The following is a 26,348-nucleotide window of genomic DNA, read 5'->3' as shown; positions in this document are numbered from 1 at the left end:
TACGACGAAGACGACACCGTTGACGTCGGCGAGGTCATCGCTCGCGTTGGCAGTGGCCAGCCAAAGAAGGCTGCACCGAAGAAGGAAGCTCCAAAGGCTGAATCCAAGCCTGAGCCGAAGAAGGAAGAGCCGAAGGCAGAGTCCAAGCCGGAGCCGAAGAAGGAAGAGCCGAAGAAGGAGACTCCGAAGGCTGAGGCTCCGAAGGCTGAATCCAAGCCTTCCGCTAACAAGGACGTTCCTTACGTCACCCCGCTGGTCCGCAAGCTGGCTGACAAGCACGGCGTTGACCTGACTAAGGTCGAGGGCTCTGGAATCGGCGGCCGCATTCGTAAGCAGGATGTTCTGCGCGCTGCCGAGGGCGGCCAGGAGACTACTGCTGAGTCCGGCTCCAACTGGTCCACCAAGGGCGTTCGCCCTGAGCTCGCTGAGCTGCGCGGCACCACCCAGCGTGTCAACCGCATCCGCGAGATTACCGCTGCCAAGACCCTCGAGTCTCTGCAGACTTCCGCACAGCTGACCCAGGTCCACGAGGCCGATATGACTGCCATCTGGGATCTGCGCGCTACTAAGAAGGCTGAGTTCGAGAAGAAGCACGGCGCGAAGCTGACCTTCCTGCCATTCTTTGCAAAGGCAATCGTTGAGGCTCTGGTCAGCCACCCGAACGTCAACGCTTCCTGGAACGAAGAGACCAAGGAGATTACCTACCACGAGCAGGTCAACCTGGGTATCGCTGTCGATACCGAGCGGGGTTTGCTCTCCCCGGTCATCCACAACGCTCAGGATATGTCCCTGCCGGAGCTGGCTGCTGCTATTGCGGACATCGCAGACCGCGCTCGCAACAACAAGCTGACCCCGAACGACCTGTCCGGCGGCACCTTCACCATTACCAACATCGGCTCCGAGGGCGCTCTGACCGACACTCCGATTCTGGTTCCGCCGCAGGCCGCAATGGTCGGCACCGGCGCGATTAAGAAGCGCGCAGTAGTCGTCACCGAGAATGAGGCAGATGCCATTGGTATTCGCGCCATGGTCTTCCTGCCAATTACCTACGATCACCGCCTGATCGACGGCGCTGATGCAGGTCGCTTTATGACGACCGTTGTTGACCGCCTCGAGGTTGCTAACTTCGAATCGGATCTGCAGCTCTAAGCAGCTTGCTCCCTTCCTGGGGTAGTAGCGCCGCGGGAATCTAGCTGGCTTGCTAGCAGGAGGTTCTGCCTCTTCCCTGCCCGCGTTAGTCGCACTTTGCGGCTGACGCGGGTATTTCTTTTGCCGCATTCGTCCCGCAGTTGAACCTAATCAGCGATTCCTTCAAATGCGCAGGCCCCCTATTCTTGGCTAGTGCTCAGATTTCACGTAGCCACACATAGCTAGCAAAGGCTCCATCGGCACAAAGAATTAACGTGCTGTTATTGCGCCGTTAAGCCATTAGCAGACAGCGGGAGGGTCGAACCGAAAGCAAAGCTGCAAGTAGCAAATGCGCATACTTTTTGTCCTGCCGAAATGCGAGAACACCACACACCCCCGCACACAGTTCCGGCTATCGCTTTCAGCTACACCGACGAGAGCTGAAGATAGCGATAATTAAATTCATTATTTGTTAACCTCGCCGTCACCTAGTTAGCAATTAGCCTTTACCAATCTAAGAAATCATTAGACAGCAGGCTTCTTTGGCGTGCCTATTTTTGCTCTCTGTACGTAACTTAGAAAGGTGGAGCATGTCCTCGGCTCCAGCGAATACTAGTTCGTCGACCGGGACCACATCATCTGAGCAATCGAGCTCCTCAGATAAGTGGTGGCACCTCTTCTTCGGCGGGCTTCTCGCAATCAACATCGTAATTTTTGTCTTCTGGGCTTATGACTTTGTGGGCCCGCAGGCAAATACGGCAATCCTTCTGATTACCATCGCGTTCGCCGTCTTCATGGCGTTCAACATCGGCGGTAACGACGTTGCTAACTCCTTCGGTACTTCAGTCGGTGCCGGCACCCTGAGCATGAAGCAGGCGCTTGTTGTCGCTTCAGTCTTTGAGGTTTCGGGCGCCGTCCTCGCTGGTGGCGAGGTTACTGACACCGTCCGTTCCGGCATTGTGGACCTGAACGCAATCCACGGTTTGGACCCGATGGAGTTCGCCTTCATCATGATGTCCGCGCTTCTCGGCGCGGCAGTGTGGCTCCTCGTTGCCACCCGCATGGGTTGGCCAGTCTCCACTACCCACTCCATCGTCGGCGGTATCGTCGGTGCCGCACTGACGGTCGGTTTCATCACCGGCAAGGGTGGCTGGAGCATGGTCCAGTGGGATCAGATTGGTCAGATCGCCGTTTCCTGGGTCCTCTCTCCGCTCCTCGGCGGTTTGGTCGCGTTCCTCCTGTTCGGCGGCATTAAGAACTCGATTCTCGTCTACAACGACAAGGCTTCCAAGCAGCTGCAGGCCATCCACCAGGAAAAGGCGGACCTCAAGGCGCAGCACCGCGACGACTTCGAAAAGCTCCCTGAGCACGATCAGATCTCGTACACCAACGCGATGCTTCGCGACGCTACGACGATGCGTGACAACGACTGGACTCCGGATGACCTGGAGTCTGAGTACTTCCGCAAGCTCGTCCACATCGAATCCAAGGTTGATGATGTCCGCGCTCACCGTGCGCTGGAAGCTTGGGTTCCGGGTCTAGCAGCCCTGGGCTCTATTGTCATCTCCGCGATGATGCTGTTCAAGGGTCTGAAGAACCTTCACCTAGGGCTTTCCAGCCTGGACAACTTCCTGATTATGGGCATGATCGCCACCGCAGTGTGGCTTGCCGTTTACATCTTCGCGCGTACTTTGAAGCGTCAGGATTTGGATCGTTCCACCTTCCTGCTGTTCAGCTGGATGCAGGTCTTCACCGCTGCTGCGTTCGCTTTCTCCCACGGCTCGAACGACATCGCTAACGCGCTTGGCCCGTTCGTGGCAATTCTGGATGTTCTCCGTACCAACGAGATCTCTTCCGAGTCCGGCGTCCCGCTGGCAGTCATGACCACCATGGGTGTCGCTCTCATCTCCGGTCTGTGGTTTATCGGCCGCTTCGTTATCAAGACCGTCGGATCCGGCCTGACTGAGATTCACCCAGCATCGGGTTTTGCCGCAGAGCTTTCCGCTGCTGTGGTCGTTATGATTGCTTCCCTGCTGGGTCTGCCGGTTTCCTCCACCCACATTCTGATTGGTGCCGTTCTCGGTGTCGGTATCGTTAACCGTGCCGCTAACTGGAACCTGATGAAGCCGATTGGTTTGGCCTGGGTTATTACCCTTCCGGCCGCTGCAGGTATCTCGGCAATCACCGTTTCCATCCTCCGCGTCGTCTTCGGCTAAGCCCACAAAAGCACGCCACTTTTACCCCGGCGGTCACTTTCTAGTGACCACCGGGGTATTTTTACGTCTGGCGCTATCCAAGTAAGTTTGGCGCTATCCAAGTAACAAGTAATCTGAGGCCTACAGAATTTCGGCGTATCCTATAGGCCACCATGACTGCCCCAAGAAAACCTTTTACTCGCGCAGATAAATCCATTCGGGAATCAAGCTCCGACATCGAGATTCAACATCTCGGCCTTGTCGACTACGAAGAGACCTGGCACCTACAGGCAGACCTTGCTGCCAAGCGTGCGAAAGACCTAATTCCAGATCAGGTTCTCGTGCTTGAGCACCCGAGTCTTTACACAGCAGGAAAGCGCACCCAGCCGGAGGACCGTCCTACCAATGGGTTGCCGGTCGTCGATGTCGACCGCGGTGGCCGCATCACCTGGCACGGCCCGGGCCAGCTTGTGATGTATCCCATCATCAAGCTCGCTCAGCCGGTCGATGTGGTGGACTACGTCCGCAGACTGGAAGAAGCCCTCATTCAAACCGTTCGCCGAGCCGGCATCGCGGCTGCTGGCCGCATCGATGGCCGCTCGGGGGTATGGGTTCCCGCATCAAACGGACTGAGCGACCGAAAGATTGCGGCACTGGGAATCCGCGTGACCCATGGTGTAACCATGCACGGACTCAGTCTGAACTGCGACAACTCTATGGAGTTCTACAACTACATCATCCCGTGTGGCATCTCCGACGCTGGAGTGACCACCCTATCCCGGGAGCTTGACCGAGATGTTAGCGTGTCAGAGATGACAGAGTCGCTTCTGGCAGATTTGCAAGATGCTTTGGAAGGCCGTTTGACCGTTGCCGACCATTCCTTCGGCTCCGCGCCCGACCCCACGAAGGACCTGCCACACCGGGTGAAGCACAACTCCACCACCGGCATATTCGAGTACTCATCAACAAAAGAGTAGGATGAAACTGTGACTGTTAAGCCAGAAGGACGTAAGTTACTGCGCGTCGAGGCACGAAATGCCGAGACCCCTATCGAGAACAAGCCCCGGTGGATTCGCAACCAGGTTCGTCCGGGCCCCAGCTACAAGGACATGAAAAACCGTGTCTCGGGTGCCTCTTTGCACACGGTCTGTCAGGAGGCTGGCTGCCCGAACATTCACGAATGTTGGGAAGACCGCGAGGCCACCTTCCTCATCGGCGGCGATAAGTGCACCCGCCGCTGCGACTTCTGCCAGATTAACTCAGCCAAGCCCGACCCATTGGATAAGGATGAGCCACGTCGTGTTGCGGAATCCGTCCGCGAGATGGGTCTTCGTTACGCCACTATCACCGGTGTCGCCCGCGACGATCTGCCCGACGGTGCATCCTGGCTCTACGCTGAGACCTGCCGTCAGATCCACGAACTCAACCCGAATACCGGAGTCGAGCTCCTTGTCGATGACTTCCGTGGCGACGAATCTGCAGCACAGCAGGTATTCGACGCCAAGCCCGAGGTTTTCGCCCACAACGTGGAAACGGTGCCGCGTATCTTCAAGCGCATCCGTCCCGCATTCCGCTACGAGCGTTCCTTGGAACTCATCACTCGCGCTCGCGAAGCTGGGCTAGTTACCAAGTCCAACCTCATCCTGGGCATGGGCGAATCCTACGACGAGATCATCTCCGCTATGCAAGATTTGCACGATGCCGGCTGCGATATTCTGACAATCACTCAGTACCTCCGCCCCACTCCACTGCACCATCCAATTGAACGTTGGGTTAAGCCAGAGGAGTTCGTCAAGCTCTCCAAGACCGCTGAAGAGATGGGCTTTGCCGGCGTCATGTCCGGCCCGCTGGTCCGCTCTTCCTACCGCGCTGGACGGCTCTACGCCCGCGCACTGGCGCACCGCGGTCAGGAGCTGCCTGCGCATCTGTCCGCGCTTGCCGACGAAAACGACAACAACCTCGCACTTCAGGAAGCCTCGACTCTGCTTGACCGCTATGGCGCATCGGAGGATACGCCAGTCACTTCGGCTATTCCGGCTTCCTAGAGGCTGACGGCCGCAGCGCCGTCGTAAAGCGAAACGGCGCTACGGCGCGGTCTATTGCCTAAAACTACATCGCATGCCCTAAAGTTGGTGATTATGGCGACCAATGATGCGAAAGAAATGAAGAAGGCGAACCGCGCCGCCAAGCGCGCTCAGCGTAAGCAGACTCGTAGCCAGATGTGGCAGGCGTTTAAGCTGCAGCGCTCGCGGGACAACAAGCTCGTGCCTTACATGGCGCTGGGCTTCTTCGGTCCAATTATCCTGCTGTTACTGCTTGGTCTGCTCATTGGTGGAGTCTGGCCCTGGATTCTGACGATTATTGGTATCTCGATCGGCTTTATGGTCGCGATGTACATCTTCTCTAAGCGTCTTGAGGCGTCCTTCTACACAGAGGCGGAAGGCCAGGCCGGCGCTGCAGCGTGGACGCTGGACAATATGCGTCAGGGCGTTGGCTATGTCTGGCACGTCAAGACCGGTGTTGTCGCTAATCAGCACATGGATGCTGTTCACCGTGTTATTGGTAACGCCGGTGTTGTGCTGGTCGGTGAAGGTGATCCGAACCGCGTCAAGCAGATGATTGCTCGTGAGAAGAAGTCGCTGGCACGCATTGCGGGCGAAGCGCCGATTTACGACATGATTGCTGGTAGCGACGAGGGCCAGGTCCCGCCGAAGAAGCTGCAGCGCGAACTCATGCGTTTGCCGCGCAACCTGAATAAGGATCAGGCCAACGCTCTGAATGAGCGCATCCAGTCGATGGACCGTATTCGCGATGCGCGCGCGAACATGCCCAAGGGTCCAATGCCGAAGGGCGCTAACCCACAGGCCGGCATGAACCGTCGTGCGCGCCGTGCCGCCAATCGCGGCAAGAAGCACTAGAGGTTTTAGCTAGGTTTCACCAGGGTCGGTTGCTCGGGCAACCCGCCGAGGGGCAATCTAGGTTGAAGCAGAAAAAAGGGGCTTTCGGGCCCCCTTTTTTTTTGTGCTTTAAAGCTTTAAAACGATGCCTAAAGCCATGTCTTCACACACAGTTATTGATGTCTTGTTGAAGTGATTGCTCTCACTTATCACGCTGTCAGCAAAGGTCGTATCCTTGCTGGAAACAATGCTTAATGAAGATTACTGCTAGTTGTGCCACCATGGGATATGTGCAACTCTTGGCTGAAAATGAATTCTTAGCGCTTCTAGTGATTTTGTTTCTTGGCCTGGCAATTGGCCAGATCAAGATCTTCGGCTTCAAGCTTGGCGTGGCTGCCGTCCTCTTCGTCGGCCTTATCCTCGCGACTATTGAGCCGGAAATTCAAATCTCCCCGTTGATTTACATCGTGGGCCTGGCATTATTCGTCTACACCATCGGGTTGGAGGCGGGCCCCGAGTTCTTCAGCTCGTTACGCTCGCGCGGTATCAAGCACAACCTGTTCGGCATTGGTGTGCTCGCAGTTGTCACTATCGAGTCTTTCTTGCTGATCAAGTTTTTGCCTATCGACCCGGTGGAGGGCGCAGGCGCCTTCACAGGCGCCCTGACCAACACCCCGGCTATGGCCGCAATCGTCGATGCTCTTCCTAGCCTCATTTCGGATAAGGGCGAGCTGGCCGCTGCCCACGATATGCCGGTGATTGGTTACTCCCTGGCCTACCCAATCGGCGTGCTGGCAGTGATTGCCTCTATCGGTATTATGTCGAAGGTCTTCCGCGTCGATCACGACCAGGAAGCTATTGACGCAGGTGTCGCCGCGCTTCCGCTACATACTCGGGACATCAAGATTCTCAAGGACGACCTGCCTTCCATCACTGACCTTCCGTCGAAGTTCGGTTTGGACATCACGGTTTCGCGCATTGAGTACAAGGGCCACCTCTACATTCCGTCTCCGGGTGACACTGTCTCCGTCGGCGATATTATTTCCGTCGTCGGTACAGAGGAAGAAATTGCTCGTGCCGCCGAGTACATTGGCGAGCTTATGCCGGGTGATCCGACACACGACGGTCGCCTGGACTTCCGTCGCATCTTCGTCTCTGCATCTGACGTGGTCGGTGTACCCATTGCGGAACTTCAGACTCGCATGGACGGCATAATCATTACGCGTATTCGCCGCGGCGACCACGACATCGTCGCAGAGCCAAACATGCGCCTAGAGCTTGGTGATCGCGTCCGCGTGGTTGCACCGCCAGAGAAAATCAAGGACGCAACAAAGTTCTTCGGCGACTCCTACAAGAAGCTTTCCGACGTCAACCTCTTGCCCCTCACCCTTGGGCTTACGCTGGGTGTCTTGGTGGGTCTCATCAAGATTCCGCTTCCGGGCGGCAGCTCGCTCGCCCTGGGGTCCGCTGGTGGTCCACTGGTTGTGGCGCTGATTCTGGGTGCTGTCGGTCGCACTGGCCCGTTGGTCTGGCCTATCCCCTACTCGGCCAACCTGGCGTTCCGCACCATGGGTCTAGCACTGTTCCTGGCAGGTATCGGCACCACTGCCGGTAAGGGATTCCAGGCTGCGTTGTCTGACCCGGCATCACTGACAGTTCTGGGTCTTGCCGCCATCATCGCGTTTAGCTCCGCACTGTTGACCCTCATTGTCGGTCACCGTGTGCTGAAGATTCCATTCGGCCAAACTGCGGGTATCCTCTCGGGCTTGCAGACTCACCCGGCAGTGCTCTCATACGTCAACGACCAGGCCAAGAACGAGTTGCCGGCAATGGGATACACAACGGTGTATCCAATGGCCATGATCATGAAGATTATTCTCGCCCAGGTCCTGGTCGTGTTGGTGCTATAGCGCTAACCCAAAATGACGGCCGTGCCAGTGGCACGGTCGTGCATGCCGCGCATATCCGAGTCGGTGATTGCTGGCGGCAGCAAGAAAAGAGTAAGCAAGCTGCGGAAGAAGGCACGAACAAAGCCAACTCGCTCGCCGGGCTTGTCCACGCGAGCGACACCCATCTTCATCATCCACTGGCCCGGAGTGCGGGCGAACAGCCAAACCGACACCGTGCCAATAATGAGGAAGACAACTGGCGAATAGGTCGCAAGGAATGACTGCCAGGCGATAAACGAATCCCCGAACTGGTCAATCTGCGCCTCGCTCGGGCCGAAGAACATCGAAAAAGCGCCGGCAATCATCAAGGAAATAATCCAGTCAATGAGAATGCCGCCGACGCGACGCATCAACGTCGCTTGCGATCCTGGGCCATCGGGGGCAAGACCCAATGCCTGGCCGGGATAGTCCGAGAGCTTGTCCGGATTATCGAACTCTCCCGGAATCTGAGGGCCATCTAGCCAACTGTGCTTTTCTTCCATGGGTTCATAGTCTAATGCAGCAATCCGGCTATCAAATCACGGGCTGGGACAGCCATTCAGCGCGTGCGGGGGTAATCCGGGGGCGATGTTGCGTCGCCTTTTCCATTTTCTTATCAGCACGGGAGCTAAAGGCGCGTCGTAAAGCGTGTGTGACATGAATGCGCAGGGTATTGCCTTGTTTCCACAAATAGATAACCTGCTCCCTATTTGCGTAACCTGTTCCGTATTGGCGAATTTCTCACGCACCATGCCAGAAATTCGTGGTTCTAATTCCAGAATGAATGCGTGGTTCGTTAAGCTTGAAGGCGTCAACCGGCCAGTCCTTGACAGCGCGGCAGGTGCACGAAACATCGTGCAAGAATTCCCTACTGCGTACTAAACAAGGCCAACTAAGGAGACCGCACATGTCCTTCAAAACTCCCGAGGAAGTAGTCGCGTATATCAAGGAAGAGGGCGTCGAGTTCGTCGACGTCCGCTTCACGGATGTTCCCGGCATCGAGCAGCACTTCACCATCCCGGCATCCGCATTTGACGAGGACGCGATGGCCGAAGGCCTGGCATTCGACGGTTCCTCGATTCGTGGTTTCACTTCCATCGACGAGTCCGACATGGCACTGCTGCCCGACCTGAGCACCGCGCGCATTGACCCGTTCCGCAAGGCAAAGACCCTGAACGTCAAGTTCTTCGTCCACGATCCGTTTACCCTCGAGCCGTTCTCCCGCGACCCGCGTAACGTCGCGAAGAAGGCGGAGGAATACCTCATCTCTACCGGCATCGCCGACACCTGCTTCTTCGGCGCTGAGGCGGAGTTTTACATCTTCGACAACGTCAAGTTCGAGACCGACACCAACCGCGGCTTCTACGAAGTTGATTCCATCGAAGGCTGGTGGAACCGCGGCAAGGACCAGAACCCGGACGGCTCTGCAAACCTGGGTTACAAGACCCGTCTAAAGGGCGGCTACTTCCCTACCGCTCCGTACGACCACTACCAGGACCTGCGCGACAAGATGTGCCTGAAGCTCGCTGACGCCGGCTTCGACCTGGAGCGCGCCCACCACGAGGTCGGCACTGGTGGCCAGCAGGAGATCAACTACAAGTTCAACACGATGTTGCACGCTGCAGACGACCTGCAAACCTTCAAGTACATCATCAAGAACACCGCCTGGGAAGAGGGCAAGTCCGTCACCTTTATGCCGAAGCCGCTGGCTGGCGACAACGGCTCGGGCATGCACGCTCACCAGTCGCTGTGGAAGGACGGCAAGCCACTGTTCCACGATGAGGCCGGTTATGCAGGCCTGTCGGACATCGCTCGCTGGTACATCGGCGGCATCCTGCACCACGCAGGTGCGGTACTGGCCTTCACCAACCCGACCCTGAACTCCTACCACCGCCTGGTCAAGGGCTTCGAGGCTCCGATCAACCTGGTCTACTCGCAGCGCAATCGCTCTGCCGCTGTTCGCATTCCGATCACCGGCTCCAACCCGAAGGCAAAGCGCATCGAGTTCCGCGCCCCGGACCCGTCGGGCAACCCGTACCTTGGCTTCGCTGCCATGATGATGGCCGGACTGGACGGCGTGAAGAACCGCATCGAGCCGCACGCTCCGGTCGACAAGGATCTCTACGAGCTCCCGCCGGAGGAAGCTGCCGACATCCCGCAGGCTCCGACCTCTCTCGAGGCCGCACTCGAGGCCCTGCGCAATGACCACGAGTTCCTGCTCGAGGGCGATGTCTTCACCGAGGACCTCATCCAGACCTACATCGACTACAAGTACGAAAACGAGATCGAACCGGTTCGCCTGCGCCCGACTCCGCAGGAATACGAAATGTACTACGACTGCTAAAGTTTTCGCTTCACGACGGCCACAGCGAGCAGCCCCCATTGCTCCTAGTGGCCGCCTAGCTGCTTGAAGTCAATAGCCAAAACCGTCTGACCACAGTAAATGTGGCCAGGCGGTTTTTCGTTGCGGCCATGCTGACTGCGGGCGCCTGGGCCCGCATACGCGCGCGTATGTGAGCACGAATTTGTGCGCGGTTCCGGGCCACTCCCCTGAACAGGGTCATACACCACCACAAAAGGGCCGCGACCCCTGCACGAGTAGAGTTGCACACTCTCCGCCCCAGTCTTATCGATGCAATATTCACTTGTCGATGCGCTATAGCGTGGCCATAAGTGAACAGCGCATCGACAAGTGACAGGGTGGGGAGGATACCGTGCGCATAAGTGCCGGACAGCCGTCGACAAGTGAAGGAAAATCATCGATAAGTGCCAGGAAATTGGCCATACGTGCGAGGGTGTCGCTAGGGACAACACGAGGGACGGATGCGAGGGACACCGCAAGGGGGCGGACACCAAGAGCGGATGGGGCATGCTGCGAAGGTAGGACGCCAGGCAATCACGCCCGTTGAACCAGAAATGTGTCGCAACTTAATGACATGTGACAAAGTTCATAAACATTGATGCGTGGGAGGATAATTCACTCATCTGTAATCGTTCTCAAAAAGTATCAATTGTGCATGTCGAAGTAGTTATTACGGGCAACTTATTGACGGAAATTGGGCTCTGTCGCTGTGACCGTCGTAAAGCGGGAATGTCGTGCTGAAAACTGCGTAAACGCCCCTACGCTGTGGTTTTTCCGTATGGTGGTACGCCATACCCCTCGGAAATGGCGACTCGAGAGCCCACGCCGAGGCGATTTGATTGATTCTGGAGAGCATGCATCTGGAATTTCTTAAGCAGAGCCGCCGCATAGGGTGGCCGATGAACATTAAGAAGGATTTGAGCATTCTTGACTAACGAAAACGCTGCCAACCCAGAAAACTCAACTCGCATTGATTTTCTCTACCTCAGCGAACCTGACATGGTTGAAGCTGGTGTCACGGATTTCGCCAAGTGTGTTGAGACCATGGAAGAAACCCTGATTCTGCTGGCCGACGGCGACTACCGGATGGCCGGCGCTTCCGCTAACTCCCACGGTGCCCAGATCAACTTCCCGGATAACCCAATCCATGAGGGTATGCCGGCAAATGGCCCTGACCGTCGTTTCATGGCAATGCCCGCCTACCTCGGTGGTCGCTTCAATGGCGCAGGCGTGAAGTAGTACGGCTCCAATGCCGATAACCGCCAGAACGACCTGCCACGTTCGATTCACCTGTTCATTCTCAACGATGCGATTACGGGTGCACCGAAGGCTGTCATGTCGACAAACCTCCTGTCGGCCTACCGCACCGGCGCTGTTCCGGGTGTCGGCGTCAAGCACCTGGCCGTCGAAGATGCCGAGGTCGTTGGCATCATTGGCCCGGGTGTTATGAGCCGCACCATTCTCGGCTCTGCCATGTCGCAGCGTCCGAGCATCAAGAAGGTTAAGGTCAAGGGCCGCTCCCAGGCTTCGACCCAGAAAGCTGTCGATTGGATTAAGAACGAGTTTCAACAGCTTGAAGAGGTCCGTATCGTCGAGACCGAAGAAGAGGCCATCCGCGACTCCGACATCCTCATCGCCGGCACCTCGACTTCCTCCGATGGCCCGTCCGGTTTCCCGTACTTCAAGAAAGAGTACCTGAAGCCCGGCGCGTTGCTGCTCATGCCGGCTGCTGCACGCCTAGACGACGACTTCGTGCGTTCCGACGACTGCAACCTCGTCGTTGACTACACCGGCCTATACGAAGAGTGGTTCAACGAGAACGGCCCAGGCGTCTTTCTTCAGTGTAACGGCTCATTCAACTATAGCGTTTTCGTCCGGTGTACCGGATTACACCTCCCCCACCTGCGCCGTTTGGTTCCCACCCTGACGAACCCGGCCACTACAGTGAAAGCTATGACCACGCCCGCCACCCCAGGGCGCGGGCGCACCTCACACCCCGCCCCCAACGCGCTCTACCCCCGCCTGGCCGAACGACCCCACCTGCGACGGCGCCGACGCACTTGTGCAGACCTTCGTTGCGAACCTCGCTGCGGTTGTCGAAACGAACCTCTCCGCGGGAGTCTCCCAAGCTGAACTATGCAGGCGCGCCGAGGTCGGCAAGGCGACACTGACGAAGATTATCCAGGGCGCAGTGTGGCCCGATTCGCACACCGTGGCGGGGTTCGAGACGGCTGTGCAGCAAAGGTTGTGGGTGGGGCCGGCGTAAGCGCCAGGCCACTTATTAAGCAGGTGGAATGACACCAACTACCCCCAAGTAAAACCGACAATTGGGGTAACAATACACTCGGTTCTCGAAGCGCACCCACCACTGCGAAAAGGAACCGAGATGCACGAGCCAACCCAAAATTTTGGAGAAGTTTTCACCAAACGATGGGTGGTCGAACTGATACTTGACCTGGTGGGGTACACGGCAGACAAACCATTGACGACCCTCACTCTTGTCGAGCCAGCAATTGGGTCTGGAGCGTTCCTGCGTCCGATTGTTGAACGTCTCTTGGGCTCACTACATGGCACCCTTGCACCCGCCGCCGACCTCATGCCCGCAATTTCTGCCTTCGACGTTCGACCCGCTCACGTTGCGACATGCAGGAGCCTCGTCGCCGGGTTGCTGATTGATGCTGGGTACTCCCACGAGGACGCACAGGCTGTCTCACAGAAATGGGTGCGCTGCGCTGACTTCCTTCTTGACGAAGTGCCTACCGAAGCGGACTTCGTGGTAGGCAATCCTCCATACATTCGCAGCGACGACATTCCCGCCGAGATGCAGGTCCTCTACCGCTCGCGCTGGTCAACCATGCGTGGACGCTGCGACATTTACGTCGGCTTCTTCGAGAGAGGCCTGCGTCTGCTTAAGCCCAACGGAAAACTTGGGTTTATCTGCGCCGACCGATGGATGCGCAATGCGTATGGCAAGTCCCTCCGCCGTCTCGTCTACACCTCCTACGCTATGGAGACAGCACTCACCATGCACGACGTGGATGCCTTCGACTCCACCGTCTCTGCGTACCCAGCGATCACCGTGCTTGCGAACAAGGCTCAAGAGCAGGCGGTTGTTGTTGAGGCCACCGAGAGTTTCGGCCCAATGTCCGCCGAGGACTTTCTAGCCTTTTGTCATTCGTCCAAGGACCGTTATCAAGGACATGGTTGGAAGGGTGCCAAGCTCCCGAGCTGGTTTGAAACCGACGACTTCTGGCCGACAGGAGACCCCGACACCATTGCACTGCTGGAGTACTTGCAGGAGCATTTTTCAACGCTGGAAGCGGACGGGTCGACAACGATTGGCATTGGGGTCGCTACCGGAGCAGACAAAGCCTATCTCGTTGATGTCGCCGCGTCGGAGACGATTGAACCCTCTCGTTTGCTACCTATTGTTATGGCAGACGACATACGTTCCGGGACACTTAAAGAGACGAAGAAGCTCCTGGTCAACCCGTGGGACGAGGATGGTGTACTCGTGGACATTGACGACTTCCCGCTCATGAAAGCCCACTTGTTGTCTATCGGAAAGGTGCAATCCCGGTTCGTCGCTAAGAAGAACCCGAGGCAGTGGCACCGAACCATTGACAAAGTAAAGCCTGGTCTTGCCGCTAGCCCGAAGTTGCTGTTCCAGGACATGAAGGCGCGAATCACGCCAGTACTCGAACCAGGTGGCTTATACCCCCACCACAACCTGTACTACATCACCTCGTCGACGTGGGACCTTGAGGTACTTGCTGGCCTGCTCCTCTCCGACCTCGCAGAAATGTTCATTCGGTCCTACGCTGTGCTGATGCGTGGTGGAACGCTCAGATTCCAAGCGCAGTATTTGCGCAAGATTGCGGTTCCTACCCCCGCTTCGATTGGCTCTGAGACTGCCGAGAAACTTAGACTGGCGTTTCGTAACGGTGATCGCGCGTTGGCAACCGAAGCAGCTTTTGAGGCTTACGACTTGCCACATGAGTTTCGGTGGATGGCATAAATGGACAGGTCAAAGTGGGAACTAGCTGTCGCAGCCTATTGGCAGGGTCTTGACCTCCAACGCAATCGTCAGGGAGCGATCACCGGGATCAAAGACTACGGCAACCGCTCGGCCGTAACCGGCGGCAAGCAAATGGACGGGGTACAGCAGGTCGTGGCAGAAATTTGGCTTTCCGACCCAGACATTGAACTCACGGTCAAAACCACGGGCAAGAACAACCTACCTGCATACTTCCGTCCGGCAAAGAACTGGGACCTAATCGTTTTGCACCGCGGCGCACTCGTCGCCGCAATGGAGTTCAAGTCCCAAAAGGGCCCTTCATTCGGCAACAACTTCAACAATCGAACCGAGGAAGCACTAGGTCTTGCTGCCGATTCGCAAATGGCCGCGGAGCGAGGTTTGTTTGGGCGTTTGAAGCCGTGGTTTGGTTTCGTCATGCTCGTCGAATCGGCGGACGGTTCGACGAGGCCAGTCGGACTGCCTGCCGGGATGCCATTCGAGGCTGACCCGATTTTCCGTGGCACGTCATACATCGATCGCTACCAGATTTTCTTCGAGCGCATGGTTGCCGAGTCCAACTACGACGCAGCAGCATTGATTACCTCAGCAGTAGGACAGAGCGAGTTTTATGAGCCGTCGATGCGACTGTCCGTGGCGAATCTCGAAGCGGCGATCATGGCGAGAATCGCCTACATTAAGGCGCTGCCCGACGACGTTTTCGATGCGCTGACGAAGTAACACTTTTCTAACCCCAAACCCCAGCTAAGAATGTAGGCAACCACTAGAATCTCCGACTATGACTGCATTGGCGATTAGATCTGGGTATGAGGAGGTGTGGGTTCGCGGTCGCCCCACCCGCCGCACCGAACTCAAAGAAGAGTTCCAGGCTGGTGTTATCCACGCCATCGCGGGCGCCGCAGGTTGCGTTGCCAAAACCGAGAGTATCGACACAGGCATTGATGTCACTGTCACCCACGAGACGAAAAATGTCCGCGACCGCTTGACCATCAACCTGCAACTCAAATGCACCGAAAAAGGCAACGCTAACGACGAGTTCGTCAAGGTGAAAGTATCGAAGCAGCGATACGACGACTACCGCTTCGTGGGCAAGAACGAACCGCTCATTCTGGTCGCTCAACTCGTTCACCCGGACATGAACGAATGGGTTGGACATGAGGATGCGCTCACCCAACTCAGCGCCCGCAACTATTGGATCAACCTCACGGGCGAGAAGCCGTCCGACGTGGCCGACGACGGCGACGTTATCGTCAAAATTCCGACAGCCAACGTTTTCGACGACGCTGCACTCGTCGAACTGTTCGCCCTCCACCGCAGAGGGGAGCTTAAACTATGAATAACGCACCTCTGGACATCCAAGCTCTCGAACTGACGCTGACCGAGCTGGCGTGGGTCAAACAAACCGACGACGACAACCCGCGCATATCGCTATGGGTCCCCTCCCCCACGGCGAAACTCGAACCTGCGGTCATTCGAGAAGAGGCTGGGGTTTTCCTGCCCCACAATCCCGAAGCACCCGATTTTGAGCGGATTGCTTACCGAGCACTGACCGAGCTGGCAGACCTCAGCGCCGCCAATGTCGTCGAAGAACTGGCCACCTCCCAACTGCGCCTTGAGCGCTCCCTCGACAAGTTCGTCGTATCGACCGACGGGCCGGCGGTGCGTAGCGGTGTCGTCGAATGGCACATGGGAGCACGTCTGGTCGAAGGACTGGGAGAAGTGCTGAAATCAGGTGCCCGAGTCAGCCATGAACCCAAGCGCTGGTACCAGGGTTCCCACCGTGTCATTGCCAACAACTACCTGGACTCATGTCTCATGGGCCAAACGGAAGTCGGCAGTTACGTCGTGAAAGCATTTGTCCCGGCGACTGCTGCGTTGTCGATTAGCAACAGTGCCAAGATGAAGAAGCACTCTCAGGTATCGTCCCGCGAAGTCACCGAGACGGTGTTCGCCTCGGTTCAGGCGACCAAGGAAGTCCTCGAAGAGTTCCGCAAAGACAAAGACCCCGATGCCTTCGGGTGGGCAATGACCCAGGGGGTGTCCGTCGAAATGCTGACTGGTTTCCGAAACCTCATTGGCACGGACGAGACGGAAGTCTCGGTCGAGTTCATTAAGACCGAAGCTGACGAACCTTCCGTCGTGTCGTATCGCGGGGCGGTTGTTCTCGAACCGACGTTGACCGAAGCTGTGGAAGCGGGCATTGCGACGCTGAAACAGGCTCCGCAGCCTACCGAAATGGTCGTGGCAGGTGAGGTCATTGGACTTATGCGCCAGTGGGACGAACCGGACTCGCGACGGATCAAGATGCGAGGGACGGGGCGAGACGGCAAAACGCGTGTATTCACCGGTCACCTCAACGAATCCGACTATGACAAGGCGTTGGAAGCGCACGGTCGTGGCGTGTTTCTTGAGGTCAGTGGTATCGCCGAGAAGGCAGAGTTCCTTGAGGTGCGGGGTGTTCGTGTAACTAACGCGAGAGTCAGCGGAGAAGGCGAAACGGAATCCCGAAGCGGAACTCTGGAGCAGCTAGACCTACTGCAAGAACGCTAAAGTCACCTGAGTTCTTAAAAAAGACTCACGGCCTGCTTTGGGGGAAAGCAGGCCGTGAGCGGGCCACGCAATCAAGGGGCCTCGTTTTCGCACCCGCAGCGCTCGGGGGGGGGCTTGTTAGGTGCATCACCACCATAATCCAGGACGCGTGAACGTGCAGCACACAATCCCGAAATCGAGCGTGTCCTCAGTGTTTTCGCCACAGACCGGTATTGAAACAAACCTGGACAATCGAGTTTTCACACGAGTCTTGCCCCCCCCCCCAACGCACATGCAAAAGACCCAGGGCCTGCAACAATGGCCAGCCATGAGCACCCACCACACTCATTCAATCCGTCCATCCGCCAACCATCAGACCGCAATCACAACCGCCCCCCCCTCTCCAGCTCCGCTTCTACATTGACCGCGAGCAACTGTCCTCCCTCACCCGCTTCGCGGACCGACACGCGAGTACGTTCCGTGTTCTCGGTTCGGACGGGCAACACATGCCTCTGCGCCCCGACCGTCCCACCGGCCTGCTGCACGCACTTCTTCGCGCCGCCGACTGCAATGGCGAAGTCACTGTTGAGGCCGACGTTGACCCAAGCAAACTTACGAAAGCGGAAAACCAGGCGTTCACGTTTGACCGCATTGCCTGGCGCACGTTCCAGTCGCACACCAACGCAGCTATTCCGTGCGAAGAAGCCTCCCGTGAACGGGAGAAGACCTCCGAGCACCGCGTGGCCGACGAAGTATTCTTTGGCCCCCAGTGGAATACCACCGCTGGCGCCCGTATTCCGCGAAGTCGCCCGTACCATGTCGTCGACGAGGGCACCACGGACATTCCCGATAAGATGTACCGCTTCGAGGTGCGCACAGCCGACACGGGCGAACTAGTCTGCATTGCACGCACCAAGGTCGGGGCGTGCTCCACCGTGCGGCGGCTACGGTTGCAGGGTGTTCAGACGAATATCTTCCTTGGGACGTGGGAGCGAGTGTAGGTAGCTCATTGTAATGCACGAGTTTTGACCCACACATAGCCTCTTGTAGCCCCTGCCTGGCAAACACTTATATCGCCTTTCTAGCAGGGGTTTTCTCTTTTCTGTCTTCAAATGGACGGGAATATCTGAGTTCCAAGAAATGGGATAGTGCAACGAAAAGTGGATTTCTGCCATTCAGAAAAAGCGTTCAATACCCCCAAATATGGTTGATGGAATCTTAGGCATCACATGGACGTTGTAGTTAATGAGAGAATAACTCGACCAGGAGCCGATGTTAAGGGCATCATCACATTCCGGTTGGTTATGATGATTCTGAAAGCTGTTGTTTACGCACGGAAGGAGTAATCTCATGACCACTATCCCACCTCTTGAATTTGGTCGCCCTCTAACTCCTGCCGGTGACGCAGCAACTGCTTTGCGTCTCGCCTACTCGGACGCGGCTGGCGACGTGGCACTCCCTGTTGACCCTTTGCAGGTTGCCCGAGTATATGGAGTGCCAGTGTTTGGCTATAACCTCCCTTCTAATCTTTCTGGTTACCTCGATTGGGACGAAAAGGGGGCATTTATCGTCGTCAACAACAAGCACAATGTTGAGCGTCAGCGCTTCACTATCGCCCATGAAATGGGTCATTTTTACGACACCTATCGGCGTTCCCTTTCTCGGAAGAAGAGAGACCGAGGTCGTCTCGCTGGTGAAGGGACCGACATTGAAGAGATTTACGCAAACAGGTTCGCCGCAGCTTTACTCATGCCTGCTGAGGCTGTCAAGGAGAAGTATCAATTGACTCAGGACGTTGGGGTATTGGCGCGACTGTTTCGGGTATCCGAGCAAGCAATGTCGATCCGCTTACGCAACCTGGGTCTTGTTGCGTGACCGAAGCAGAAACGTCATCAGAGAGCTCCTCCGCAGGCGCTCCCCGGCCTCATATTGACGACCGGGAGGTCGCACAGGAGGGGGCATCCAGCATTGATGCTTTGGATTTCCCCACCAAGCCCCATAGGGCTTGGCGGAAAGGATTCTCGCGTTTCGGACACCAAAAGAAAGACCCGACGAGAGAGCAACTAGAAAACGGCAGGTATGAATCAGACACTCGCAATAGAAACATCTATGCTTGGGTCTTGCTTTGCATTCTCATAGCCCAGCTCATTGTGGCTCATTTTCTGATTTACCTATCAGCCACAGGCCCTCATGATCCATCGAAAGATGGCTTTTACCTCTCGGACCAGGTCCTCATAGCGTACATGGGTTCAGTTGTGGTGGAAGTAATTGGTTTGGTCTACGGCATTGTTCGAGGAATTTTCCCAAAAAGCGATCAGTGACGAATGGGTGAACTTAACCCACCTACTTAAGTCCGAGCACTAAAAGCATCGCAATCAGCACTTCCTAAGAACTGTTTGGCAAAAGCATTCCTGTAAAAAGGTGGTGTCGAAATTGACGGGGAGGTTCGTGGGGAACGCTTACATGGTGGTTTACGTTCGTGCAGGTCAGAGAGTTGTTAAATGTGCCCCTCGCCCAGTAAAACTCGCTTGACGACGCCCACACCGCTACCCCACCTAATCGCCTTGGGGTAGCGGTGTTTTGCCCGCGGCATGCTGTTTAGGTCGACACTTTTAGTAGAGCTAGCACCACTGCGAACTAAACGGATTAGGGCTACCCTTGATAAGTATGAACAACAAGTCACTGACCCGTTCCACCAATAACAAAATGGTTGCCGGTGTGCTCGGTGGGTTCGCTGAGTATTTCAACTGGGATGCGACTTTGCTGCGCGTTATATTTGTCGCGTCTTTCCTGATGCCGGGCCCGCAGTTTCTTCTCTACATTGCAGCATGGATTATCATGCCGAAGGAAACTTACGTATAAGCGCAATCAACCGGAAATACCTAAATATCCATACCTCGGAGTATTTATCTAATGAGCGACGCCGCTCCCGAAAGATCCACCAAGAAAATTTACCGCTCGCGTAATGACCGCCTCCTCGGTGGCGTCCTCGCAGGAATTGCGGAAAGCCAAGGTTGGGATATCACTTTCACGCGAATGGTCTATATCATCCTCCCCTGCGTTGGATCGATGCTTGGCTGGAAGATTGGCGCTGGATTCCTAGCTCTTTACCTTTTGGCATGGTTCGTCCTGCCAGATGGCAAGTACACGCTTGACGACGATGCCCGCGGCTCCAACCCCACGGGGAAAGAAAATAAGCAATAAACGTCAAGCTTAATAAGATTGATACCTTTCCGTTACTCGCAACGCCCTCACCAGCACTATTCCAATTTCGCAATCACGTAAATTCGGTAACAAATAGTGCATAAAGTACACAGATTCACGCAGTTTGACTTGCACAAGCCTCAGAATTACCTAGTGTTCTTTCTGTAGGGCTTTGAAGCCACACCATCTTCCAATGCCTGATATTCGAAAGAACTGTCATTTTCTCTTTGAATTTAATTCGGGCAAATAGTGGAAGATGCCAATAATTGAATAGGTAACTTAGTTAGCTCTCAAGAAAGTGGTTTGAAATGCAGAACAAGAAGATGACCCGTATCGCTACCGCAATCGTCGGCTCCGCCGCTCTTCTCGGCGGTCTGGCTGCATGTTCTTCCGATGATGCACAGGATGCTGCTAACAACGCCAAGGATCAGGCTGGCCAGGTAGCAACCGACGCCACTGATAAGGCTGGCGACGCTATGAACGGCGCTAAGGACAAGGCTGGCGACGCTGCTGACGGTGCTAAGGACAAGGCTAACGAGGCTATGAACGGTCTGGGTCTGGGCGACGCTGCTGGCGAGGATGTGGCAGAAGCTGACTTGCCTGAGTCCATCACCGAGGCAGCTTCTTCCTTCACCTCCCCGTACGGTACTGAAGCTGGCGAGTTCAAGTCCGCTAAGAAGGCCGGCGACGCAGTTGCCGCTGAATACGAGAATGTCACCTTCGTTGAGTCCCCGGATACCAACGGTGCACAGCCACTGATTGGTAAGATTCGCGAGACTTGGGTTGCCAACGGTGCACTGGAAAACGAGATTGGTCTGCCGACCGCTCCGGAGTCCGAGATTGAAAACGGCTGGGAGCAGCCGTTCACTAAGGACACCATGAAGTGGACCTCTGAGGACGGCCAGAACTACTCCGACTCCTACGAGAACAAGTAGTTCTACACGAACCGAAAGATTTTGAGCGTGCCGGGTGGCACGCTCTTTTTCTTTCCCTAGCTAGTCGCATTCCCCACTTACCTAGTTTCCCCCTCGCCTAGTTTCCCCCCTCGCCTAGTTTCCCACTCACCTAGTTTCCCCTCGCCTAGTCAAAAACGCCAGATGCACCGCGCCGATGTGCGCCAACAATGTTGATATCGACAATCCCCACGGCAGCCATTGATGCAAAGACCGTGGTGGGGCCTACGAACTTAAAACCGGCTTTCTTCAATGCCTTGGCAAGCGCCTTGGACTCCTCGGAGAAGCTGGGAACCTCTTCGATTGAACGTGGCTCCGGAGACTTCTCTGGTTTAAACGACCACATCAGCTCGGCTAAGCCGCCGTGCTCGCGCAGAGCAATAGTCGCCTCGGCGTTATTGATTACTGCGGTTATCTTCCTGCGATTCCGAATGATCCGTTCATCATTCATCAATCTTTCGACATCTTCGTCATCGAAATCAACAACCGTATCGGGGTCGAAGTTCGCAAAGGCTTGCTGAAACGCGGGCCGCTTCTTCAAAACTGTCTCCCACGACAGTCCCGCCTGAAATACTTCCAGGCTGAGCCGTTCGAATAGTCCTTGCTCATCACGCACCGGCATCCCCCACTCGGTATCGTAATATTCTCTCAGCAGCTCGCTGTGAGCCGCCCACGCCGGTCGAGCCAATTCATCCTCACCGATGATGAGCCCATTGTTTTCCGTGTAGTCCGATCCAATTTTCATCAGTCTTTCCAATCCCCCAATTCCGGTTTGATTTAACTGCGCGCCGCAGCTGTTAATCCTCGTGGTTCTTTTGACGCCCAACCAGAGCGCCATACACCAGATCCAGTGTCGGTGTTTCCACTGACACCTTCTGCCCCATCCGGCGGATTGCGCCAATCTGGGCATCGAGCTCATTGGCAAGCCCTGCTGTGTAGTCGCGCTGCATCGACGAGGTGTTGTCGTAGCCCTGCGCATCAGCAAAGGCCAAGGTTCGTGGCACGATATCGTCCGGAAGCGCGACACCACAGGCGCGACCAACTGCTTCGGTTTCTTCAAACATCCGAGTCAAGCTGTCACGCATTTCCTCACGCAGGTAGCCAATCGGGCTATCAGCCAGGGCACCCAGGGCACCGAGGTTGGCCACGAACATCGCCTTTGCCCAGATATCGACCCAGATATCCGGCAGTTGCTCGCCTCCCAGTCCGGCTGCATGCAGCGCCTCGATAACTTCCCCGACTAGGCCATTGGTGGAGCCATCAAATGTGCCGATGTTCAAACTCATCGGCCCAGGACGGAAAGTGACTTCCGCGGGGCCGGTGTGGATAAAGAAACCGCGGATAACGCCCGGGAACACCTTGTCCTCGCCGAAGCGCCCCGCTGCCAAATAAGGGATTTCCACCGAGTTATGGGTGGTGACCACCCCCGCTCCGGCCGGAACTTGCGGGAAGGGATCGTTGCCCGGCAGCGCCTTGGTCGCCGCAAGCACAACATCGACATCGATGCCATCGGCGGTGAGTTCATCCCAGTTATCAGCCGCCTTGACGGGGATAATGCTGCGCTCCCCGTGTTCGTCGATAAGCGTGAGCCCCACCTCACGGAGACGTGTCAGGGTCTCACCGCGGGCGAGAAAGACAACATCATAGCCCGCTTGCACGAGGCGACCGCCAAACCAGCCGCCCACTGCTCCTACACCTAAAACTCCAATCCTCATAGCTGCCACCTTACGACTTCCGTGTTGACCGCGAAGTAAGTTGCATGCGGTTGTCCACAGGAAATCCGGGCTGTCCCCAAATGTACAATTTGGGCTTGCATTACTACCTTGTCAAAACTATGTAAAACGGAGTAGGGTCGAAATCAATAGATATCAACCCAGGGTTGTTACTCTTTAGAGGCAAGACCTGAGGCCCACAGTTCGTGGTGCCTCGGGTCTTTTTTGCGTTTAACGGCCCTGTCTACCGTGAAAGAAGGTCACGATGGGGTCGTCAAAAGATTCCAGCGCGAGGGCAATAGTTGAAAACCTCGGTGGACCCGGAAACATCACAAGCATGACGCACTGTGCGACGCGTCTGCGTTTTGAACTCGGTGATGTCTCCAAGATCAACGAGGACAAGATTGACAAGGTGCCGGGCGTGCTCGGCGTCGTTCACCAGGGCGATAACCGCTACCAGGTCATCTGTGGCGGCGGTGTCGAGTCGATGTACACGGCAATTAAGCACCTGCCAGAGATGAAGGGGACAGGCGCAGTTGCCACTAAGTCCGATGCAGACGTAAAGGCAGAAGCCCGCTCGAAGGCACGCGGTAAGTACTCGTGGCTCGATAACTTCTTCGAGTACCTCTCCGATTCCTTCCGCCCGATTCTGGGCGTGCTGCTGGGTGCATCGCTGATTATCGCGATTGCCGCAGTTCTCGACGGCCTGAACATCGTCGACTTCCGCGCTGAAGATAAGTCCGCCACCTGGATTTTTGTCGATGCCATGTGGCGCAGTGTCTTCTACTTCCTGCCAATCATGGTCGCCTACAACGCAGCGAAGAAGCTGCGGGTCGATCCGTGGCTGGGCGCAGCTATCATGGCTGCACTAATGACGCCAGAGTTTATGAGTCTGCAGGATACTGAGCGCTTCTCGGACACTATCAAGACAGTCAACGAGGAGCTGGGCACCGAAACTTTCACCGCCAACATCTTCGGCCTGCCAATGCAGCTCAATGATTATGGCGGACAGGTCTTCGTACCACTAATCATGGTGGCCATCCTGGCAGTGGTCTACCACGGTTTGAAGAAGGTCTTCCCGGAGAATGTGCAGATGGTCTTCGTGCCGTTTATCTCCATGTTGATTATGATTCCGCTGACCGCTTTCCTCATCGGGCCACTGGGTATCTGGTTGGGCAACGGCATCGGCTCTGGCCTAGCATGGATGAACTCGAACGCACCGTTTGTGTTCGCAATTCTCATCCCGATGCTCTACCCGTTCCTCGTACCGCTTGGCCTGCACTGGCCACTGAATGCGCTGATGCTGGTCAATATCCAGACTCTCGGCTACGACTTCATCCAAGGCCCGATGGGGGCCTGGAACTTCGCCTGCTTCGGCGCAACTGCCGGTGTGCTGGTTCTTTCCATGCGCGACCACGACACTCAGATGCGCCAAACTGCAACGGGTGCACTCGCTGCCGGTCTCTTCGGTGGTATCTCCGAGCCGTCCCTCTACGGTATTCACCTGCGCTTCAAGCGGATCTACCCACGCATGCTGCTCGGTTGTTTTGCCGGCGGTCTGACTATCGCCATCCTGTCGGCTCCGTTCGGTGGTGTGACAACCAACGCCTTCGTCTTCACCTCCCTCATCACCACTGTCGTGTTCAAACCGATGTGGGTCTACCTGATTTCCGTCGCCGTGGCATTCTTCGTCGCCATGTTCGCCATCATTCTCACCGACTACCGCACGCCGGAAGAGAAGGCTGAGGCCGAGGCCGCACGCGCCGCAGAGCTTGACGACGAACCCAGCGACGCCACCCCACACGCTGCCACCAGTGGCTCCGATTCGGCTCCAGCTGAGGCTTCCGGTGACGCTGGTACCAACGCCGAGGCTGCCGCACCGGCTGCTGCGGCAGCTGGCGCCGGTGGTGTCGCAACTGCCGTTGATACCAAGCCTGTACAGGTGCAGGCCCCGGTTGCCGGTGAGGTTGTCAGCCTTGCTGAGGCCGGCGACGCGGTCTTTGCCTCCGGTGCTCTCGGTGACGGTGTCGGTATCAAGCCGACCAGTTCTACCGTGGTCGCACCCGTATCGGGCACGTTGATGACTGTGGCAAAGACCGGTCACGCCTTCGGTATTAAGACCGATGACGGTGTAGAGGTACTCGTCCACGTCGGTATCGACACGGTCAAGATGGCCGGTGAAGGCTTCGATGTCCAGGTTTCCAAGAAGCAGCACGTCGAGGCCGGCGATGTTCTTGCCGAGGTCGATTTCGACAAGGTCAAGGAAGCTGGCTACCCAACCACGACACTGATGACCATCACCAATACCAAGAAGCTGACCAAGGTTTCCCCGGTCACCGGCATCTCCGTCCAAGCCGGCGACACGGTCATCGAAGTTCAGCCATAATTGATTTCTAGAAGGCATACCGGCCTGAAATCCCTCAACTTATGGAGGAGTTCACGGTTACCGACATGGAAATCCTGAGAGTATTCAATAACAACGTGGTTCTGGCCAAGGACGCGACCGGCGAGAAAATCATCACCGGCCGCGGCATTGGCTTCAAGGCCCGCCCGGGGCAGCCGGTTGATTCGAGCAAAGTTGTTCGCATCTTTGTCCCAGCGGAAGGCCGTGATCCGGACCATATTGCCACGATGCTCACAGAAATTCCGCTGGCTCACATGACTCTTGTGACCGATGCGGTAACCGCAGCCGGCCTGCCGGAATCAATGACGAAGAACGCTTCCCTCCTTGTGGCGTTAGCCGATCACATTGGTTTCGCCATCATGAGGGCAGCTAACGGGCAGCGAGCAGATTACCCGCTGCTCGCGGAAGTCAGCCAACTTTATAGTGAAGAATACGCGCAGGCGCAGGCGATTTTGTCGCATATCAATCGCGCCCTCAATGACCGTCGTATAGCGCCATTGCCCCGCTCAGAAGCGGTGGCGATTACGTTACACCTGGTCAATGCTGGTTTTTCTACGGGTGATTTGAGCTTCACCTACACCATGACGGGCGTCCTGCAGCAGCTGCTCACAATCATTGAAAGTGATTTTGGCATCACGCTGGAGCCAGAGACTGTCAATGTGGGGCGCTTCATCACACACCTGCGCTACCTGTTCGTCCGGATTGCCAAGCATGAGCAGTTGAAAGATCACTCCTCCGCTATTGGCCAGGCCATCCGTGACTCCGCCCCAGAGGCGTTTCGCTGCGCACAGCGCATCTCCGCAGTCATTGAACTGCGTCTGGGGTCGGGGTTGACGGAAGACGAAGTTTCCTACCTCACCCTGCACATTGCACGCATTGTGCAGGCAGCGGCTGTATCTCCCACCGCCTCCAGGGCTTCCCGGAGCGTGCGCGACGTTGATGACAAGCAAGCACCAGCGGGCGGCGCACCCGCGGTGGGGTGTACAGGCACTGTGCCTGA

Annotated in this window: 21 protein-coding genes and 2 pseudogenes; 20 read left to right on the top strand and 3 right to left on the bottom strand. The window is 56.5% G+C overall.

Going from position 1 to position 26,348, the window contains the following annotated elements:
* The 6 genes from sucB to HMPREF2562_RS07145 all read left to right on the top strand — a co-directional run.
* Positions 1-1,149 (top strand): 2-oxoglutarate dehydrogenase, E2 component, dihydrolipoamide succinyltransferase (gene sucB / locus HMPREF2562_RS11080; protein ID WP_246819340.1); only part of this gene is annotated, 1,149 nt, incomplete at its 5' end.
* 569 nt (positions 1,150-1,718) lie between these two features.
* Positions 1,719-3,344: an inorganic phosphate transporter gene (locus HMPREF2562_RS07165; RefSeq protein WP_016423042.1), complete on the top strand. Its 1,626-nt coding sequence runs from the start codon at positions 1,719-1,721 to the stop codon at positions 3,342-3,344.
* 152 nt (positions 3,345-3,496) lie between these two features.
* Complete coding sequence (gene lipB, locus HMPREF2562_RS07160) at positions 3,497-4,300, top strand: lipoyl(octanoyl) transferase LipB (protein ID WP_048732570.1); 804 nt, start codon at positions 3,497-3,499, stop codon at positions 4,298-4,300.
* A 9-nt stretch (positions 4,301-4,309) separates the two neighbouring features.
* Positions 4,310-5,368: a lipoyl synthase gene (lipA, locus tag HMPREF2562_RS07155; protein WP_069359203.1), complete on the top strand. Its 1,059-nt coding sequence runs from the start codon at positions 4,310-4,312 to the stop codon at positions 5,366-5,368.
* 93 nt (positions 5,369-5,461) lie between these two features.
* Positions 5,462-6,241, top strand: a complete 780-nt coding sequence (locus HMPREF2562_RS07150; RefSeq protein ID WP_069359204.1) for a DUF4191 domain-containing protein — start codon at positions 5,462-5,464, stop codon at positions 6,239-6,241.
* Positions 6,242-6,510: 269 nt separating this feature from the next.
* Positions 6,511-8,130, top strand: coding sequence for an aspartate:alanine exchanger family transporter (locus tag HMPREF2562_RS07145; protein ID WP_210384451.1), 1,620 nt, complete (start codon positions 6,511-6,513; stop codon positions 8,128-8,130).
* Positions 8,131-8,132: 2 nt separating this feature from the next.
* Here the strand turns inward: HMPREF2562_RS07145 and HMPREF2562_RS07140 are convergent, their stop codons facing one another.
* Entirely contained in the window at positions 8,133-8,651 is a 519-nt protein-coding gene (locus HMPREF2562_RS07140; protein ID WP_016423046.1) for an RDD family protein, read from the bottom strand.
* Positions 8,652-9,055: 404 nt separating this feature from the next.
* Here HMPREF2562_RS07140 and glnA point away from each other — a divergent pair, with 404 nt between their 5' ends.
* The 12 genes and pseudogenes from glnA to HMPREF2562_RS07080 all read left to right on the top strand — a co-directional run bounded on the left by glnA (position 9,056) and on the right by HMPREF2562_RS07080 (position 21,214).
* Positions 9,056-10,492, top strand: coding sequence for a type I glutamate--ammonia ligase (glnA, locus tag HMPREF2562_RS07135; RefSeq protein WP_048732575.1), 1,437 nt, complete (start codon positions 9,056-9,058; stop codon positions 10,490-10,492).
* Between the two features lie 1,017 nt (positions 10,493-11,509).
* Positions 11,510-12,343 (top strand): annotated as a pseudogene (locus tag HMPREF2562_RS07130) (tyramine oxidase subunit B); the annotation flags it as partial.
* A 625-nt stretch (positions 12,344-12,968) separates the two neighbouring features.
* Positions 12,969-14,528 (top strand): Eco57I restriction-modification methylase domain-containing protein, encoded by a 1,560-nt coding sequence (locus HMPREF2562_RS07125; RefSeq protein ID WP_210384450.1) that lies wholly within the window; start codon positions 12,969-12,971, stop codon positions 14,526-14,528.
* Positions 14,529-15,266 carry a PaeR7I family type II restriction endonuclease gene (locus HMPREF2562_RS07120; RefSeq protein WP_070549811.1) on the top strand — a complete coding sequence of 246 codons (738 nt, stop codon included), beginning with the start codon at positions 14,529-14,531 and terminating at the stop codon, positions 15,264-15,266.
* Positions 15,267-15,324: 58 nt separating this feature from the next.
* Positions 15,325-15,882, top strand: coding sequence for a DUF4365 domain-containing protein (locus tag HMPREF2562_RS07115; RefSeq protein ID WP_070549810.1), 558 nt, complete (start codon positions 15,325-15,327; stop codon positions 15,880-15,882).
* Entirely contained in the window at positions 15,879-17,096 is a 1,218-nt protein-coding gene (locus HMPREF2562_RS07110; protein WP_070549809.1) for a hypothetical protein, read from the top strand. Before HMPREF2562_RS07115 ends, HMPREF2562_RS07110 begins: the two co-directional genes overlap by 4 nt.
* A gap of 485 nt (positions 17,097-17,581) precedes the next feature.
* Positions 17,582-18,076: a hypothetical protein gene (locus HMPREF2562_RS07105; protein ID WP_070549808.1), complete on the top strand. Its 495-nt coding sequence runs from the start codon at positions 17,582-17,584 to the stop codon at positions 18,074-18,076.
* A gap of 349 nt (positions 18,077-18,425) precedes the next feature.
* Positions 18,426-18,950, top strand: coding sequence for an ImmA/IrrE family metallo-endopeptidase (locus tag HMPREF2562_RS07100; RefSeq protein ID WP_083295716.1), 525 nt, complete (start codon positions 18,426-18,428; stop codon positions 18,948-18,950).
* Positions 18,947-19,396, top strand: a complete 450-nt coding sequence (locus HMPREF2562_RS07095) for a hypothetical protein (RefSeq protein WP_070549807.1) — start codon at positions 18,947-18,949, stop codon at positions 19,394-19,396. Before HMPREF2562_RS07100 ends, HMPREF2562_RS07095 begins: the two co-directional genes overlap by 4 nt.
* 346 nt (positions 19,397-19,742) lie before the next feature.
* Entirely contained in the window at positions 19,743-19,937 is a 195-nt protein-coding gene (locus tag HMPREF2562_RS07090; RefSeq protein ID WP_038625912.1) for a PspC domain-containing protein, read from the top strand.
* 51 nt (positions 19,938-19,988) lie between these two features.
* Positions 19,989-20,279 carry a PspC domain-containing protein gene (locus HMPREF2562_RS07085; protein ID WP_038625915.1) on the top strand — a complete coding sequence of 97 codons (291 nt, stop codon included), beginning with the start codon at positions 19,989-19,991 and terminating at the stop codon, positions 20,277-20,279.
* A gap of 308 nt (positions 20,280-20,587) precedes the next feature.
* The gene (locus tag HMPREF2562_RS07080; protein ID WP_070549806.1) at positions 20,588-21,214 is read left to right on the top strand and encodes a hypothetical protein; all 627 of its coding nucleotides are present in this window, start codon (positions 20,588-20,590) and stop codon (positions 21,212-21,214) included.
* 145 nt (positions 21,215-21,359) lie between these two features.
* Here the strand turns inward: HMPREF2562_RS07080 and HMPREF2562_RS07075 are convergent, their stop codons facing one another.
* Together HMPREF2562_RS07075 and HMPREF2562_RS07070 are read right to left on the bottom strand one after the other, a co-directional pair.
* A complete protein-coding gene (locus HMPREF2562_RS07075; RefSeq protein WP_070549805.1) occupies positions 21,360-21,977 on the bottom strand; it encodes a DNA-3-methyladenine glycosylase I in 618 nt (205 codons plus the stop codon).
* Between the two features lie 52 nt (positions 21,978-22,029).
* Complete coding sequence (locus HMPREF2562_RS07070) at positions 22,030-22,947, bottom strand: 2-dehydropantoate 2-reductase (RefSeq protein WP_070549804.1); 918 nt, start codon at positions 22,945-22,947, stop codon at positions 22,030-22,032.
* A 262-nt stretch (positions 22,948-23,209) separates the two neighbouring features.
* Between HMPREF2562_RS07070 and HMPREF2562_RS07065 the strand changes: the two genes are divergently transcribed.
* Positions 23,210-25,330: a glucose PTS transporter subunit IIA gene (locus tag HMPREF2562_RS07065; protein WP_070549803.1), complete on the top strand. Its 2,121-nt coding sequence runs from the start codon at positions 23,210-23,212 to the stop codon at positions 25,328-25,330.
* A 41-nt stretch (positions 25,331-25,371) separates the two neighbouring features.
* Positions 25,372-26,211, top strand: a pseudogene (locus tag HMPREF2562_RS11075) (PRD domain-containing protein); the annotation flags it as partial.
* Positions 26,212-26,348: the final 137 nt, after the last annotated feature.

This window comes from Corynebacterium sp. HMSC077G07 (assembly GCF_001809225.1).
Taxonomy (GTDB): domain Bacteria; phylum Actinomycetota; class Actinomycetes; order Mycobacteriales; family Mycobacteriaceae; genus Corynebacterium; species Corynebacterium jeikeium_D.
This window is presented reverse-complemented; position numbering and strand designations above follow the sequence as displayed.